This is a genomic window from Psychrobacter sp. LV10R520-6, assembly GCF_900182925.1.
Lineage (GTDB): Bacteria > Pseudomonadota > Gammaproteobacteria > Pseudomonadales > Moraxellaceae > Psychrobacter.
In genome coordinates this window covers 361134-378313 of record NZ_LT900024.1, presented here as the reverse complement: position 1 = coordinate 378313, position 17180 = coordinate 361134, and the positions used below count along the sequence as shown (strand labels likewise).

The window sequence follows — 17180 nt, the reverse complement described above, 5'->3', positions numbered from 1 at the left end:
TAGTATAAAATATTTTAACCCTGCCTATTTAAAATTTCAAAGCTTAAAAATAATGCGACTACTTCGAGCAAGAATAAATGCAATATACTGATTAACACTTTTAGGGTTTGAATAATCGAAACCATTATTAAGATGAATCAACCCCTGCTTGCGTAGACCACTCTTCATTAGTAGCTTACGACCAAGCCAAGTTTCGTTACCTTTTTTACGTTCTGCCAACTCATTTTTCGAGAAATAATTATTAATTTCAGCTTTAACCAAAAACTTATTTACTTCTGTATATGTTTCAAAATATTTACTATTTCTACTAACAGAGCCGTATCTAAAATTACGAATAAATCCCGCCCCGAGACTGCCCTTGATCTTCAGACCCTTTTTTGCAAGCCTAATAATCAGATCAAAATCTTCATTATTAGATAGGCACTCATCAAATCCACCTATATCAGTCAGATATTTCGTACGAAATAAATAGGTAGGAACACCACCTGGAATACCCTTTGTTTTTTCGACTAAATCTGTATCTAATAAGCCGTCAAGATCGATATATTCATGCAATCCACCTGGATTTTTTATGTATGTTCCATACACTCCAAAATAATCATCTCCTAGCGAACTTAAGCAGCTCTCTTTTGTTTGAATATTTGACTCAAGCATTTCATCATCGGAATCAAGAAACGTTACATAACTTGTAGAGCAGCGCTGTAAACCATAATTTCTGGCTGATGATGGACCTCCATTTTTTTTTACTAAAAGTGTTATTGGCACAATAGAGGCAATTTGTTCAGTCAATACAACCTTCTCAGCTGTATTAGTATCAGATCCATCGTCTACAACTAAAATTTGTTCTGGAGGTAGACTCTGATTGATTGTTGATTTTAATGCACAGCGTAAATCTGTTACGCTATCATTATATGTCGTTATGATAACTGTTGTATCAGACTTTAAAATACTCATTGTTCGTTCCTGTAAATAACATACCTATTCCACACTGTGATATATCGAGATATAAAACTATCAATAAATCTAAGTAATTAATTTCTTTCAATAAGTTATTTTACTTAATATATTTTATTTCAGCACAATCATTTAATTTACCAATCATTAAAATTAATTTTTTATATAAATAAAGTTTTTTCAACAATAACCGAAATAGTTATAAAATTTTTCTGCGAATATTTATAGCTGAAAATAACTTTTAAAAAATCAGTGAAAATACGCTATGATTATTTGTAATAAGAGTTTAGTTTATAGTGTCTTTTAAGAGAGTTAAATCTATGCTCTATGAATCCGTTTTAAAGCGGAATAACTACCCTTCAACTTAGAATGGATAGAAACAGCATAACGGAAACCAAATAAAGCTGATAGGTATTTCGTTTTATTACCATAGCCTTTACTTTTATAGCCTAAATTTTCTGCTCTTAAAAGCCACTCATTAGATACTGTCTCTAAGTTTTTAGCTTGAGCTATCCAAGCAGTTTTACAACAGTAAAGCCCCAACTCAATACTATATTTTTTTAAAGCTTTATCAGTATTAATCCAATTTAGTACATTGGTGTATACTAAATTTGAAGCGAATAGTTTATCTTCAATAGAAGCATTAGTTACTCTAAACTCAGAATTATGTTGCCAATAAGTACTATAACCTTGTGTGCTTATTGATAAGTTGGTCGTGCTCATTAGTCCTCTGACTGCTAACTCCCCATCTTGGTTCTTCCTTAGCTTTTCGTCCCACCTTCCTATTTCTACTACTTTCTCTGTTTTCCATAAAACACTACATGTAGGCACGTATTCACTATTTATCCAGTGCAAAACCCAATCACTAGTACTTAAATTTGGAGGTTGACATAACTCACCTTGAGGAATGCTATCACCATTCAGCCTCCATGGTCCAAATGCCATATCAGCATTATCTTTTTCTGCTGAATTGACTAAACCTATAATTAGCGATTCAGAAACAAAATCATCGGAGTCTATGAACATTACATATTTTGTCTCAACTTTACTTAACCCTAAGTTTCTAGCATAGGGAGCACCTTTATTTTGTTTATATGAAATATGATTAATTCCAGATATTTTTCTTAATACATCTCCAGTATTATCGAAGACTCCATCCTCTATAACAAATATGTTACTAGAAAGTACCCCAGAATCTAGAATTGACAATATAGTTCTAGAAATTAGTTTTTCTGATCTATAACTGGGTATCACTACTGATACATTTTCCAATGTCTACGCTCCTCTAGCTTTGTAAAGTTTGCACCTTAAGTTATATTGAAAGAGTTTAAATGGATGGAACTGTATCAAAGATATAAGTACCTTTAAACTCATAACACTAAACAAAAATATTATAGCTTGCCTCAAGTATACTAAAAGCAGTGAAGTTTTTTAAGAGGCTAAATTAAAATGAGTTACTGAGTCTATAATAGTCTTTCTTTTATTATTAGTAGCCATTAAATATTCAGTAAAAACTGTCCTCTTGATTTTCTCATTCAGTTTAACAAGTAGAGTTATAATAACGAATAGACTATTTTTAATTAATCATAATGATTACCCTATTTTTTATTCAGCTGAAAAAGAATCCATATATCATTCCTCTATAGGTATATTCAATTTTTGATAGTAATCATATACCAAACCAATGTCTTTACGCCATTTATAGCCAACTTGCTCTGGTTTTAGCTTAAAACTCCGTAAAGAAATTTCAGGAAAAATAACTTTTACGTTATTTAAAATACTTGTGTATGCACCAGAAATCTCAACTGGTAAGACTTTACTTTCCAGTAAATATAATTCAGCCATAGTGCCTGAAGTAATAACTTTAATATCTAATTCTTTAGAAAATAAATCTAACTTTTCCTCCGATTCTTCTCTATGTGCAAAATAAATAATTTTTTTATTTTTGAAATCATAAAAATTTTTTATTCTTTTTAAGAATAGAAGCTCGTAATCCTGACTAATAATTCCCACTTCGCTGTATTTGGATCCATAATAGTAAACTAAAGAACTATCAATATATCTTTCTTTTTTAAGTAGTTTTTTAATGTTACTAAATACTAATTTTTCTATATTATTACTTTCTTGATTAGAAAAAGCTGTTAATACATTAATTCTTTTATTTAAGATATCAGTATTAATATATTTTCTATAAATTAGTTTATAAACTAATTTTTTAAATTTATTTTCAGGACAAAAAGAGCTGAAAGGACAATAACAACCTTTATTTATATAGTTATTAATAATTCTCACACTTACTGCACCATCGTCAAGCAAAGTAACATTTGGTGCTTCAACCGCTACTCTAGCCATATGCATAAAAGAAGAACGAAACTCTCCAATATATAAATTTTTTATTTTACCCTTATATTTATTTGCTATATCAGCAAGGAGAGATTTATTTTCAAAATGAATAGAATAACGTCCAGGATTCGGTTTATTATTAATTATGGTTTTAGAGTTCCAACTAAACTTATTAACTAAATTTAGTATTTGGTCATCGTTTCTGATATTGACTCCACCAGATGTTCTAACTATTATATTATGAACTTCATCTTTCTTTCCTAATGAAACTTCAAGTGCACATAGTACCTGCAATGGAGATTCAACAATATAAAGGTTATTCAAGATAGTTTCTCATTTATTTGAATTATATAATATGTAGCCAAATTGAAGTCATCTTCTGTATCAATATCTACTGATGTCCGCGAGTTCATTACGTATGAGTAAGTACCCTCACTATAAAGTTCACTTAATTTATTCACATAATCTCGAGAGAAAAAATATAGAGCACCATTTAATCTATAGTAAGGTTCAAGATCTTGTGTTCGCTTCATATCACTTTTCTTTATAAATCCGTTCATTGAGCCGTTAGCATCTAGCTGGTTACAAAACTGGATAGGGTACTCGAGTTCACAAACTGAAACCACTGCTTTCGCAGCTTTGTCTTTCATCAACTGCATTGCTTCTTTTATGTGCTGAGCATTTCGTAGCGGTGAGGTAGGCTGAAGAATCGCTATCGTAGTCACCTCTTTGTTATGCTCTTTTTCGAACCATTCGACCAAATGAGTTACTACATCATTAGTTGTAGCGTTGTCTGTAGCAATCTCTGCTGGTCTTAGAAATGGAACCTCAGCGCCAAACTCTTTAGACACTTGTGCAATTTCATCACTATCAGTGCTTACGAATACATGGTCAAAAATATTACTTTCTAATGCGGCTTCGATGGTCCACGCAATCAAAGGCTTATCTGCTAAGAGCTTTATATTTTTACCTGGTAAACGCTTACTACCACCACGAGCAGGAATAATAGCTATATTCATAAAAGCAGACCTTTAATATCTTGCTGCGCTTTTTGATAATCAGCCATTTGTCCAATATCTAACCAATAATCGTAGCTAGTATAAATACCAATTTTCTCTTCTTGATCCATTCTCTGGGCAAGCAAAGTAGGTAAATCTATCTTAATATTTGGCTTAACAGAGGCTACACATTCAGGACTTAAGACGTATATACCTGTGTTAATATTATAACGATAGGTTGGCTTTTCAACCATTGCAGTAATTAAATCGTCCTCGCTTTCTACTACACCAAAAGATATTTTATGTTCTAATTCCCGTACACACATAGTGGCATCAAACTGGTTTAGCTCATGACAATCCAGCAAACGCTTAAAATCTACTTTAGTTAACACGTCACCATTCATCATTATTAGTGGCAGCTTAGGTAGGTTTTTTGGTAACAAGCCTAAAGCGCCTCCAGTACCTAATGGTGCCTCTTCATGAATATAAGTAACCGTTACGTTCCACTCACTACCGTCACCGAAATGATCACTAATTTGCTCTGGCATATAGTGAGTAGAAATATAGAAATCGTGGAAACCAAATGCAATGAACTGATCAATTAAATGTTCTAGCATCGGCTTATCACCCACACGTAGCATAGGCTTAGGACAATGATCCGTTAGAGGACGTAAGCGTGTACCAAAACCACCCGCCATAATAAATACTGGGTTGTCACGTTTTTTTGGTTGTAAAACTTGATGCAAGGTCTCTAATCCAACTAAGCAGTTATTATCGTCGGTGACAGGTAAAGCCAACAAATCATGCTTATCCATAAGCGCTATACGTTGTTGCCGCGTGTCAGTTAATTTTATGACAACGGGGTTTGTATTCATTACTTGAGTAATAGGATCGTGCATATCACATTCTGCTAATAGACCACGACGGATATCACCATCGGTCACCGTCCCGAGCAAGGTTTGCTGCTCATTACAAACCAGTGCAATACGTAGTGCTGCTTCATCAATGGTGCGCATTGCATCACGAATTGTCGCGCTAGGCGCTAAAATAACACCTTTCCAATCATTCATTTATAAGCCTTATGGTGTTTATTATAAATTTTACTTACCACGCAGTCTTGTACCAATTTTAAAAGACGGCTTTTTTACTATCTTCAGTTCTTCGTTATTAATTTCTGCATATTTTGTTATTAAGATAGTGCTGTCACCTACTTTCACAACCACACCACTATCTTTTATACCAACAACTTCACCTTCAGTGGCTATATATGTAGGTGCACCTTCAATCAACTCACATTCTAGAACCGCTATTTCTCCCTGTGGACTATTACATCTTGCACCAGGGCCTGGTAGTGTTATAGCTCTCACAAAATTAAATAGTCTTTTTGCACTCCATGAAAAATCAATCAGTTCATCACCTATTATTCGTCTTCCATAATATGTGCCAACTGGATGTATAGATGATTGGATTATCACTTTATCACTATTTTTTTCTATCAATTCTACTGATTCTGCTAATAATAAAGCACATTCTTTTATAGCTTTATCTAATAAAGTAGAGTAATTATCATGATTTTTTATTTCATATTTTTTCTGTAAGATTATGTCTCCAGTATCTATCCCTTCATCAATATAGTGAACTGTGATACCAAATTCTTTCTCACCATTAATCAAAACCCAATTTAAAGGATTTCTACCTCTATAGAAAGGTAGAGCGCCCGCATGACAATTTATGAATCCTTTTTTTGAAGCTTTAAGTATTTCTTTCTTCAGTATTTGATTAAACGACATTGATATAAACAAGTCAGCATCAAAAGAGTTTAACCACTCTATAAACTCTTTAGTATTTACATTAGCAACTGGATAATATGGTATACCAAGCTTTTCAGCCCATTCTTTTAGAACTGGATCTTGGGTATCATATCTCGGGACAATGAAAACTAAATCTACTTTATCGACTAGCAATTCTATAGCTTCGTGCGACCAAGGCCCATCTGCAAAATATCCTACTTTCATATAAACACCCAAATTTAATATTATTTAAGCTTAAATAATTTCGTCTTCTTTATAATCTTGCAAAGAAGACTGGCCTAGTAGATCCCAATACTTCATTGGATTCAATCCAGTGCCAGGTCTTTTTGTTGTTAAGTTTTCTGAACTAAATAAATCACCATATTTAATGTTTTTAGCAGCTACAAGACTTTTACGTGCTATTGGCTTATTCTTTATCTCTGAAGGTTGTGGGCCTTTAACACCATTACCTAAGGCTTGCTCAACATCACGAATAGCTTTCACCATAGCAATTAATTCATCAGGTTCTAATGATGCTTTATGATCAGGGCCAGGTAGCGTTTTATCTAAGGTAAAGTGCTTTTCGATTAACTGAGCGCCTAAAGCGGTAGCCGCTATAGGAATGGTAATACCGGCACTGTGATCCGAATAACCAACCGTCAGTTTAAAAGCTGACGCCAAAGTCTGCATAGCATTAAGATTAATTTCATTGATAGGTGCCGGATATTCAGTCGTACAATGTAATAGTGTCACTTTAGACTTAAGTGCGGCTTGACCTGCCTCACTAATATAGGCTGCTGCAAAATTTTGCTCACTAGGCTTTGAGCCGTCTGTAGTAGTCAAACCAAATGCAATAACACCTAAAGTAGCTTCAACTTCAGCTAAACTGGCCATGCCTGTCGAGACAATCAGATCACAGCCTGTTCGTGCATGATCCAATACAAAAGGCGCATTCGTCAATTCACCTGATGGAATTTTTAGGGTCTTTAATTTCAAATCGTTTACTAAAAACTGCAAGCTCTCTATATCAAAAGCGGTGGAAAGAAATTCAATACCAAGCTCAGCACAATAAGCGATCAATTCTTGATGGGTTTCATAATCCAGTTCAAGTCGACTTAGCATCTCAAATTGTGATTCAGCAACACCTGTGTTGCGTGTTTGATATTCCGCCTGCTCAGCACTTTTGGTTACTAGATTTTTAGCTTTAAAGGTTTGGAACTTTACAATATCAACACCCGCTGCATGGGCGGCATCAACCAGTTTAAAAGCCAAATCTTTACTACCATTATGGTTAACACCCGCTTCAGCAATAATTTTTACCATGATCAGGTAACTCCTTGAAGATCATAAAATGTCTTTATTTCGGTTAATTTGGCAAGCTTTAGATGCTCTAAAATTGTGCCACTTGCATCACCTTTGCCATAAGGATTCACTACTTGACTGAGATCAGCATCTAATGCTGTTTTAAGCGTGGTAACGATAGCATCCGTATCAGCTGTACAAGGAAAAACGCTATTAGCAGCTAAGCGCCCACGCTGTCTTTCGCCAATATTAACCGTTGGTACTTTAAAAGAAGGGACTTCAATAATGCCACTAGAAGAGTTACCCATAACAGCTGCCGCATGTTTTACGGCACTTAAGTAGCGCAACTGGCCTAAAGAAGGTATTGCCAATACACGTTGTGGCTGTTTTTTCGCATACGCTTCTAGAACAGGAATAATCTCCCTGCCACCATCATCAGCGTTCGGGTAAGTCAATATAATTTGCAGCTCTGGAAATTGGTCAAGTGCCGCTAATAAATTTAAAAAAGACGCTTTAGCGGGTTCAGAAGCCAAGGTTACTGGATGATAGGTAACTAAGAGGTAAGGCTGCTCAAGCTTAAAATTTAAGGAACTTGCTAATTCATCAATCGACATCAAGTTACTGCGTTGTAAGTGATCCAGTCCTACCGCCCCAACATTATGTACACGGTTAGGGGATTCTCCTAATTGAATCACACGATTCCGATGCGTTTCAGTTGATGTAAAATGCAATAGGCTCAGCTTGGTAATAGCATGACGAATGGCGTCATCATACGCCCCTTCGGTTATTTCCCCACCATGAATATGAGCAATAGGGATACGTAAAATCATAGCAGCCTGAGCAACGGCTAACGCTTCAAAACGGTCACCCAAAATAACCAATACATCCGGTTGCATACGTGCTAATGCATCTGCAAAACCAATCACACCCAAACCAATGCTTTTAGCAGTACCTACTGCAGAATCTGAAGAAAGCAACATTTCCACTTTTTCGGTTATAACAAAACCATCCGCTTCGATTTGTTGGTAGGTCATGCCGAACTCGGGTGACAAATGCATAGCCGATACAAGTAACTGTAACTCTAACGTGGGGTCTGCTTGTATGTCTTTTAATAGCCAATATAACAAACCGTATTCTGCTCGTGTTCCGGTAAATACTGCAATTTTTCTCATATTAAATTCCTACAGGAGCGCTAGGCAAATTAACCAATCTAGCTTCTGCATACTCAGAATGAGTAAGATCACCACGTAAAGCATTGGCAAACATCGGCAATCGATGCATCAATTGCCAAACGGGGCGTGTCATAACACCTTGTGCATTGGTAGTTTCTAACAAAGCATTACGTGTTTTTAAATCAGGGCAAACTATCGCGTTTAACCAATAATTGGAACGCGCATATTCTGGCTCTTTCACAAACAGATAATCACTACCCTCGAAAAAATCAGCGTAGCGCTCAGCAATAACTCGCTTACTTGCAAGCTTGGCCTCAAGCTGCTCCATTTGTGCACAGCCTAAAGCCGCATTAAGATTGGGCATTCGGTAATTAAACCCTGCTTCATCATGGTAGAACTCATAAGGGTGGGGTGTTTTAGCAGTAGTGGTAATATGTTTGGCTCTAACGCCATCATCTTGCTCACGGCACAACAGCATACCGCCACCACCAGTAGTAATGACTTTGTTGCCATTAAAACTTAATGCGCCAAAGCGTCCTAAAGTACCTGTGTGCTGATTCTTATAATAAGAACCTAAGCTTTCAGCTGCATCTTCAATTAGAGTTAAGTTCCACTCTTGGCAAATTGTTAATAGCTCATCAATCTGTACTGGGTGACCAAAGGTGTGCATGGGCATAATCGCTTTTATAGCAGCGCCACTTTCTTTATGACGACACTGGCCATCAACGTCCAATACTGCATTCTCAAACAACCATACAGAGGTCGCTTTAGGGCACAAGCCAAAAGCTTTTGGTTCTATATCAATAAATACTGGTTTAGCGCCCATATGATGCAATGCATTGCAAGTTGCTACGAAGGTTAAAGCCTGCGTCAGTACTAAATCACCTGCCTTTACACCCGCCAAATGCAAAGCGCTATGCAATGCAGCAGTGCCATTGACAGTAGCAATAGCGCGTGTGGTGTGGGTGAAATCCTGAATTTTTTGCTCAAACTCATCAACAAATTTACCAACACTCGATACAAAAGTACTAGAAATAGTCTCGGCTAAATATGCCTGCTCGTTACCTGAAAAAGTTGGCGCATGCAGCGGAATAAATTCATTAGTAGCATAAATATCTCTGACCAACTTGATTAACTGTGTTTGCATTTTTACCTCACATCTTACCGTCAAGATACTTACCTGTTTCTTTGTGACCGAAATCAGGGATCATTTTAAAGAAAAGCTCAACAATAGCGTCTTTATCCCAAGCTAAATTATCTTTCATTAAACCAATACTGGCTTCAAATTCTGCTAGCAAATCAGCATTAAATACCGGCTCATTTTTAATCACACCCAGATTACTGAAACGCTGCATATCAAGTGTTTCTGCATCAGTAAAAAACTCTTCAAAGTCTTTTTCGCCAGTGGTATCGCTACCAGTGAATAGGCAAGGCCACTTGCCTTGCTCGGGCAGAGTTTTAGCTAACTCACGTGCCTCATCTTCACTCTCACATAACACCGGCTCAAAACCTTTTTGTACGAGATACTTAACCGCAATATCAGCGAACGAAATTAGATGTAAACTTTCACTGAGCTTAGGGAAGAAAATATCACGATTTTCTCCAAAAATACATGACATCAAACACAACTCGCCAGACTCTTGCGGGGTAACGAAATAACGTTTGATGTCATTAGGCGCGACAATAGGTTGCCGCTTTTCTAAACGTTGATTAAAACCATGTAATAACGATCCATCAGAGAAAGCAACATTGGCAAAACGTGCAGTAGAAATATTAATTTCCAAACTACGTCGCATTAAGAACATTTCCATAATACGTTTGGATGCCCCCATCATGTTGACTGGATTAGCGGCTTTATCTGTTGATACACAAAAATACTTTTTAACACCTTTATCAATACTCTGCTGTAATGTTTTATCCGTATTAAAGATATTTACATCAATCATACGCATCAAGGTATAAGGATCTTTTTCGCTACGCACATGCTTTAAGGCAGACAAATTAAGCACATAGTCGAACTGACCATCGGCCTTAAAAAACGCATCATATTCAATAGAACCAATATCTAAGGCAAAGGTTTGAAAATCGCCATTGATATAACCAAAAGAACTGCGAATATCACGTACCAACTCAACTAAATTATTTTCACTGATGTCCACAACATGAAGCTTTTGCGGATTACGCTTAAATATTTCTTTGACGACTGCTTGCCCAATAGATCCAGCACCGCCTAACACTAGGAACTTCGAGCTAGAAACGATTTCTGCAAGAGCTTCTGAGTTATTACTAATATCAGTAGTAAAGAGCTCTTTTTCTCTACCGATTAAATTTAAAATAGAAGTCATAAAACACTCGCTGAGAACAAAAGAACTAGTTCAGTATACGTTCAAAGTATTTAGTTAAATTAATGAAACTTTCCTTCAGCTTTTAATTTTTCATAATGTTCAATATTTCTTTCACTAAAGCATTTAGCTGGATGCCCTCCAGCAATTGCATACTTAGGTATATCTGAAACAACGGTACTACCCGCCTGAATGATAGCTCCTTCACCTATAGTGACGCCTCCTAATATGATCACTCGACTACCAAGCCAAACATTATCTTCAATTGTAATATCTCTAAGAATATAAGTAGAGTCATATGGAATTGCTTCACCTTTATCAAAATTATGATTTTGGCATATGAATAGACAATCAGGACCAGAGTGAAAATTATCACCTATAACCACACGTCCACCACCACTAACTATTAATCCATTAAAGTTTACATTATCACCTAAAAATGTATTTTTAGTTAATTCGGTAACTCCTCCTACTTGGACACGATCTACATAACTACCACATCTTTTTTTTACCACGTAAATACGTGTGTTTCGCTGTACTTTTCTTTGTACCTTTTGTACCTTTCTTTTAAATAATTTTAAAAAATAAATCATGTTGGTCTCCAAAGTATTCTGTCAATTTAGCTAGGAAATAGGGTAGTATAAAAAATCATAGAACTAACAACAAAATTAAGTCTATAAAAAACTATTCCAGTGTCCCTCTAAAGTACTAAAAGATTTCTCATTCCATTGAGTTAAAAATTTAGAGAATTCATTGAATTCTAGAGACTCAATAGCATTTCTTAATGAGATTATTGTTAACAACATCCACATCTTTCTGGCTTAGAAATCCTTCTTCTGCTCTCTTAACTGAAAACTCTTTTCTATTCAATGTTACGTTCAGACATACAAACTCAAATTTCATTTAAGACTCCGATTTTAACTCACTGCAGAAATCACTAAACATTTTGCTACTTACTATATCTGCTGTAGAGAACCTAAAGTTATTTTCGCTAGCCCAAGATATTGACTCATCGAAATAATGTGCAGGTAATCTTCTGTTTAAGTTATCAGTATTAAATAGAATCTCATCATAAACTTCACTATTTTTTTCATACAATATATTAAAGGAACTATGCAGTTTTAATATGGAAGCCATCTCACCAATTTCTTGTTCCAAAATAGTAGTTTCAATCCTAAAATCACTATAGTTTTTTACTGTATAAATTAAAGCCTCATGTGCTTTTTCGTAGTTATCGAAGTAAACAGAGTTTTTACTATTTAAATAATCTCGCCCACCACCTTCTAAATCTGACTTAACGACAATAGGTAAACCACAAAGCTGAGCTTCTTTTATGACACGACATTCTCCTTCTCTTTGTGAAAATATTGTAAATACTTTAGACTGGTTATAAAGATGAGACAAAAAGGTATATGAAAAGCCTTGAAAGCCCGTTTCTGGATGTGTTTTTATAATTGTGAAGTTTTCTCTTTCTTTTGCTGTAAAGAGCTTATAGTAATCATCGAGAATATTAGTATAATAGCTATTTTTTGCTTCATTTATATTTGAAGCAATGATAAATAAAATTTTATAATTATAACCTGAATCATAAATCCTTCTTACTGCCTTCATTAATTGCGGATAATTTTTTTTATTATCATTTTTGGCAACACATATTATGTCCCAATACTTTTTTTCGTTTTCGTTCTTCATAACTCTAGGAGTAAAGTTAGCTGAATTTAAAGGTATAATATATGAATGATTAACAAATGTTGTTGTTCCTTTAGCTGTCATATGAAAATCTACCCACTTAGGAGAATAGATATCCTTTGAGTAAGAGCCCCAATGTACTCCTATGTAATAGTTCTTACTTATATCTTCTAATTTACTTTCAAACTTATGTTTAAGAGAAAGACTGGATAATTGCTTTTTTAATAATTTAGACGGCCTAAATAAATCTGACTTGCTTACCTTCAAGCGTTTACTAAAGGAAGAAAACTCCTTATGCGTAAAAACTATGATTCCTTTTGCACTCTCAGTTGGTTCTTTAAATATATGCGCCATTTCTATCTCATTAGTCATTTTGGTTATACGCAAAGTCTTTCAAGATTAAGCATGCTCCGCCATTTCTTTAAACTGAGAGTTCTTTTCTACCAGTTCTTTATATGTGCCTTGATCCACTATTTTTCCTTGATCCATTAAATAAATAATGTCACATTTCTGTACAGTCTTCAGACGATGAGCGATCATGATTATAGTCTTTTGACCGCTAAAGTCATGTATAGCATCCATGATTATTTTTTCTGTAATGCCATCTAAGGCACTGGTTGCTTCATCAAACACCAGGACCTTTGCTTCATGGTAAAGTGCTCGCGCAATACCAATACGCTGACGTTGGCCACCAGACAGCTGTACCCCTCGCTCGCCTACTTTTGTGTTTACGCCATCCGGAAGCTGTTCAACCAGCTCTGTTAGATGAGCAAGTTTGAGTGTTTTGTTTACTTGCTCTATATCGATGTCTGCGGCAGGTAAACCAAAAGCAATATTTTCAGCAATAGTGCCTTCACTTAAGAAAATACTTTGCGGGACGAAGCCTAATGTGTTCTGCCAAGCGCGTTTATTTTCAGTAGTAATGCAAGTATCATCTATAGTTAACTGACCACTTTGTGGCGTTAGCAAACCAAGTAATAAGTCTATTAAGGTAGACTTTCCAGAACCAGTCGATCCTACTAAACCGACCACGCTATTAGCAGGAATAGTCATAGTGACCCCATTGACAGCAGGTTTTGGTTTGCCAGGATAACCAAACTTAATATCGCTTAAAGTAATTTTTTCCTTTAGATCTTTACGTATGGGTATGGTTGCTTCAGTAACAGAGTTTTTATGATCAAGAGACTGTTCTAGGTCTTCTTTGACCGCTTCAAACGCCGCTATATTTCCTTTAATTTGTGCCACGCTAGAATAAATTTGCTGTAAAGCAGGCAGTAATTTGAATGCCGCTAGAGCGTAAACGGCTAAAATTGGCAGTACCGCCCCTAGATTGCCGTCATGCCATTGAATCAGTAGTAGTACTAATCCAATCATGCTACCAAAAGCTATCAGCTCCATAAAATAGCGCGGCACTTGACTTATACCGGCATTTAATCCTAACGCGCGAGCATAAATGGTGCCACTTTCTTCAAAACGTTTGACAAAGTCATGGCTACGATTAAGCAGCAAGACATCTTTAATGCCACCAAAGCCTTCGTTCATTAACCTAAAGCGAGCAGTAGAGACTTGAGATATCTTTTGACCATTGGAGACTAGCTTGTTACGGACCAGCTTATAAAGTAAAAAATAGGCCATGGCAAATATTAATAAACCAACTATCGCTATAACCGGGTTATAAATTAAGATACTGACAGCTATAAGGACCGCTAAAACCACTTTGGCATTCATTTGCATCAGTGGCTGTATTATTCCACCCGTTATGCGCATCGCTTCTGTAGATACTTGCTTAGTCAATTGGGCACTACTACCACTGGCATGAAACTGCCAGTCCTCTTGCATATAATAAGCATAAAGACGATCCGCAATTTCAATCCCTACACTAGCGCCATAGAGTGATAACTTCCAGATTGTAAACATAGACACTAGGGTAGAAACTGTTAAAGCTACCAGTACCAGTAGACCGGTATAAAACACAAAATCCATAGGATCTGTTAAGCCAGACATTTGATACAATTCTGCAAAGACATTACTTTTTTCTAGTATAGAAATATCACCGACTAGAGCCATAAAGGGCGCTATAGAGGCAATACCCAACAACTCAGTAAAAGCCATGACCACTACCAGCACTTGCAAGATATAAAACTGCTTTACTTGCCGAGGGGAAAGCAATGAGAAAAGCTGCCTAATCATCTTAAACATATAAATCCCACTATCAAAATTAAGCTAAAGACTGTACATACCAAGGCATTGATTTCTCAATGCCTTGGATAATATCAAACTGCGGATCATAACCCAATCGGGTTTGAATTTTGCTAATGTCTGCTTGGCTGTGGCGCACATCGCCAGCACGAAAGTCTTGATAGACAGGCTCTTGGTTATAGCTCACCCCATTTTTACTTAGACTTTCTTTTAAGGCGGTAAATAAAGTGTTCAACGTCGTACGTCCACCGACTGCCACGTTGTAAACTTGATTCTTAGCGTCACTATTTGCGGTTGCTGCCAAAATATTGGCCTGTACCGCGTTTTCAATAAAATTAAAATCACGACTGGTGTCACCATCACCATTGATAAATACTTTATCATCCTGAATCATAGCAGCCGTCCACTTAGGAATCACTGCGGCATAGGCACCATCGGGGGTTTGGCGTTTGCCAAACACATTAAAATAACGCAAACCAATGGTATTGAAGTCATAAGTGCGAGCAAACACATCGGCATAGAGCTCATTGACGTACTTAGTGACTGCATAGGGCGATAGCGGGTTGCCAATAGCGTCCTCGACTTTTGGTAGCGCAGGATGGTCACCATAGGTTGAACTACTGGCCGCATAGGTGAAGCTTGATACCTGGGCATCACGGGCTGCCGTTAGCATATTTAAAAAGCCGGAGATATTGGTCTCATTAGTAGCAATAGGATCAGCGATAGAGCGCGGTACCGAGCCTAAGGCCGCTTGATGCAAGACATAGTCCACACCGGTACACGCCGCTTGGCAATCTTTAAGATTACGAATATCGCCCTCTATAAAGGTAAAATTCTGCCATTGTTGCGCACTCACTAGACTTTGTACTTCATCTAAATTATGCTGAAAGCCTGTAGCGAAGTTATCTAAACCCACTACCTTTTGGTTAAGCAGTAGTAAAGTCTCGAGTAAGTTCGATCCTATAAACCCGGCTACCCCAGTGACCAGCCAGGTTTTTGGCTCATTTGCCAGTGTTTGCTTAATTTGTTCATAGGCTGTCTGTGTCTGTATCATTATTATTTTCCCAATTGCTTATCATATGAACTCAATATTTATAGTCGGATATCGGTCTTATCTTTAGCAAAGACATATTTTAGATCATAGAGGACATGCTCGTCTTTGCCAAGGGCACGAATGTTGTCTATTCCCATTTGCACAAACTGGTGATGGGCGACGGCTAAGATGATGCCGTCGTAATCATTCACTACTGGTTCACTCACAGGAGTGATGTTGTATTCGCGCTGGGCTTCAGCCGTATTCACCCAAGGGTCATAAACATCGACTTCAATATTATATTCTTGTAACTCATTCACGATATCGATTACTTTAGTATTACGTACATCTGGGCAGTTTTCTTTAAAGCTAAGCCCCAGGATTAGTACCTTCGCGCCTTCGACTTGAATACGTTTTTTGATCATGGTCTTGACTAATTGGGTGACCACGTACTCACCCATGCTGTCATTCAAGCGACGTCCAGCGAGAATAATCTCTGGGTTATAGCCGATGGCCTGTGCTTTATGAGTTAAATAATAAGGATCGACCCCGATACAGTGCCCCCCCACTAGTCCTGGGCGAAATGGCAAGAAGTTCCATTTGGTACCGGCGGCTTCTAGTACCGCTTCGGTATCTATATTCATCTTATTAAAGATAACCGCTAACTCATTGATTAGCGCAATATTGACATCTCTTTGGGTATTTTCGATGACTTTGGCCGCTTCTGCTACTTTGATACTTGGTGCTTTGTGGGTACCTGCGGTAATAATTAAGTTGTATACCTCATCAACGAAGTCTGCGACTTCAGGAGTAGAGCCTGCGGTAACTTTTAGAATATTAGTAACGCGGTGCTCTTTGTCACCAGGGTTGATACGCTCAGGGCTGTAGCCGGCATAAAAGTCTTGATTAAAGATCAATCCAGAGACTTGCTCTAATACAGGGATACAGACTTCCTCAGTGGCACCAGGATAGACGGTTGATTCATAGACCACAATATCGTCTTTTTTGAGCAAACCACCAATAGCCCTTGATGCCATTATTAATGGCGTCAAGTCGGGCTGCTTATAGTCGTCGATAGGCGTCGGGACCGTGACAATAAAAAAGTTACAGTCTTTTAGCGCGGCAATATCCGAGCTATAGCTCAACTGTGTGGCCTGTGCTAGCTCTTCATTACTGACTTCTAGCGTATGATCGGTGCCTGACTTTAACTCATTGATACGGTTAGTATTAATATCAAAACCAATGACTGAATGGTGCTTACCAAACTCAACAGCGAGCGGTAGACCCACATAGCCAAGACCAATCACCGCTATCTTAATATTATTAATGTTTGTCATAGCGCCCTTTTAAATACTGTC

The 17180-nt window shown here is 36.9% G+C and carries 15 protein-coding genes; all 15 read right to left on the bottom strand.

Annotation, left to right across the window (positions count from 1 at the left end; genetic code table 11):
* Positions 1–36: 36 nt before the first annotated feature.
* The 15 genes from U1P77_RS01675 to tviB all read right to left on the bottom strand — a co-directional run bounded on the left by U1P77_RS01675 (position 37) and on the right by tviB (position 17159).
* Complete coding sequence (locus U1P77_RS01675) at positions 37–954, bottom strand: glycosyltransferase family 2 protein (RefSeq protein WP_321155702.1); 918 nt, start codon at positions 952–954, stop codon at positions 37–39.
* A gap of 318 nt (positions 955–1272) precedes the next feature.
* A complete protein-coding gene (locus tag U1P77_RS01670; RefSeq protein WP_321155701.1) occupies positions 1273–2226 on the bottom strand; it encodes a glycosyltransferase family 2 protein in 954 nt (317 codons plus the stop codon).
* A 360-nt stretch (positions 2227–2586) separates the two neighbouring features.
* Positions 2587–3621 (bottom strand): hypothetical protein, encoded by a 1035-nt coding sequence (locus tag U1P77_RS01665; protein WP_321155700.1) that lies wholly within the window; start codon positions 3619–3621, stop codon positions 2587–2589.
* A complete protein-coding gene (gene pseF, locus U1P77_RS01660) occupies positions 3618–4316 on the bottom strand; it encodes a pseudaminic acid cytidylyltransferase (RefSeq protein WP_321155699.1) in 699 nt (232 codons plus the stop codon). Before pseF ends, U1P77_RS01665 begins: the two co-directional genes overlap by 4 nt.
* Positions 4313–5365 carry a nucleotidyltransferase family protein gene (locus U1P77_RS01655; protein WP_321155698.1) on the bottom strand — a complete coding sequence of 351 codons (1053 nt, stop codon included), beginning with the start codon at positions 5363–5365 and terminating at the stop codon, positions 4313–4315. The genes pseF and U1P77_RS01655 overlap by 4 nt, the downstream gene beginning before the upstream one ends.
* A gap of 30 nt (positions 5366–5395) precedes the next feature.
* Complete coding sequence (locus U1P77_RS01650) at positions 5396–6310, bottom strand: methionyl-tRNA formyltransferase (RefSeq protein WP_321155697.1); 915 nt, start codon at positions 6308–6310, stop codon at positions 5396–5398.
* A gap of 30 nt (positions 6311–6340) precedes the next feature.
* On the bottom strand, positions 6341–7408 hold the full coding sequence (gene neuB, locus U1P77_RS01645; protein WP_321155696.1) for an N-acetylneuraminate synthase: 1068 nt from the start codon (positions 7406–7408) through the stop codon (positions 6341–6343).
* Positions 7409–7410: 2 nt separating this feature from the next.
* Positions 7411–8559 carry a UDP-N-acetylglucosamine 2-epimerase gene (gene neuC / locus U1P77_RS01640; protein WP_321155695.1) on the bottom strand — a complete coding sequence of 383 codons (1149 nt, stop codon included), beginning with the start codon at positions 8557–8559 and terminating at the stop codon, positions 7411–7413.
* A 1-nt stretch (position 8560) separates the two neighbouring features.
* Entirely contained in the window at positions 8561–9706 is a 1146-nt protein-coding gene (locus tag U1P77_RS01635) for a LegC family aminotransferase (RefSeq protein ID WP_321155694.1), read from the bottom strand.
* A 7-nt stretch (positions 9707–9713) separates the two neighbouring features.
* Positions 9714–10904 carry a UDP-N-acetylglucosamine 4,6-dehydratase gene (locus U1P77_RS01630; protein WP_321155693.1) on the bottom strand — a complete coding sequence of 397 codons (1191 nt, stop codon included), beginning with the start codon at positions 10902–10904 and terminating at the stop codon, positions 9714–9716.
* A gap of 59 nt (positions 10905–10963) precedes the next feature.
* Positions 10964–11494: an acyltransferase gene (locus U1P77_RS01625; protein WP_321155692.1), complete on the bottom strand. Its 531-nt coding sequence runs from the start codon at positions 11492–11494 to the stop codon at positions 10964–10966.
* Positions 11495–11804: 310 nt separating this feature from the next.
* Complete coding sequence (locus U1P77_RS01620; RefSeq protein ID WP_321155691.1) at positions 11805–12944, bottom strand: glycosyltransferase; 1140 nt, start codon at positions 12942–12944, stop codon at positions 11805–11807.
* A gap of 45 nt (positions 12945–12989) precedes the next feature.
* The gene (locus tag U1P77_RS01615) at positions 12990–14789 is read right to left on the bottom strand and encodes an ABC transporter ATP-binding protein (protein ID WP_321155690.1); all 1800 of its coding nucleotides are present in this window, start codon (positions 14787–14789) and stop codon (positions 12990–12992) included.
* 19 nt (positions 14790–14808) lie between these two features.
* Complete coding sequence (locus tag U1P77_RS01610; RefSeq protein WP_321155689.1) at positions 14809–15843, bottom strand: NAD-dependent epimerase/dehydratase family protein; 1035 nt, start codon at positions 15841–15843, stop codon at positions 14809–14811.
* 38 nt (positions 15844–15881) lie between these two features.
* On the bottom strand, positions 15882–17159 hold the full coding sequence (tviB, locus tag U1P77_RS01605) for a Vi polysaccharide biosynthesis UDP-N-acetylglucosamine C-6 dehydrogenase TviB (RefSeq protein WP_321155688.1): 1278 nt from the start codon (positions 17157–17159) through the stop codon (positions 15882–15884).
* Between the last annotated feature and the right edge of the window lie 21 nt (positions 17160–17180).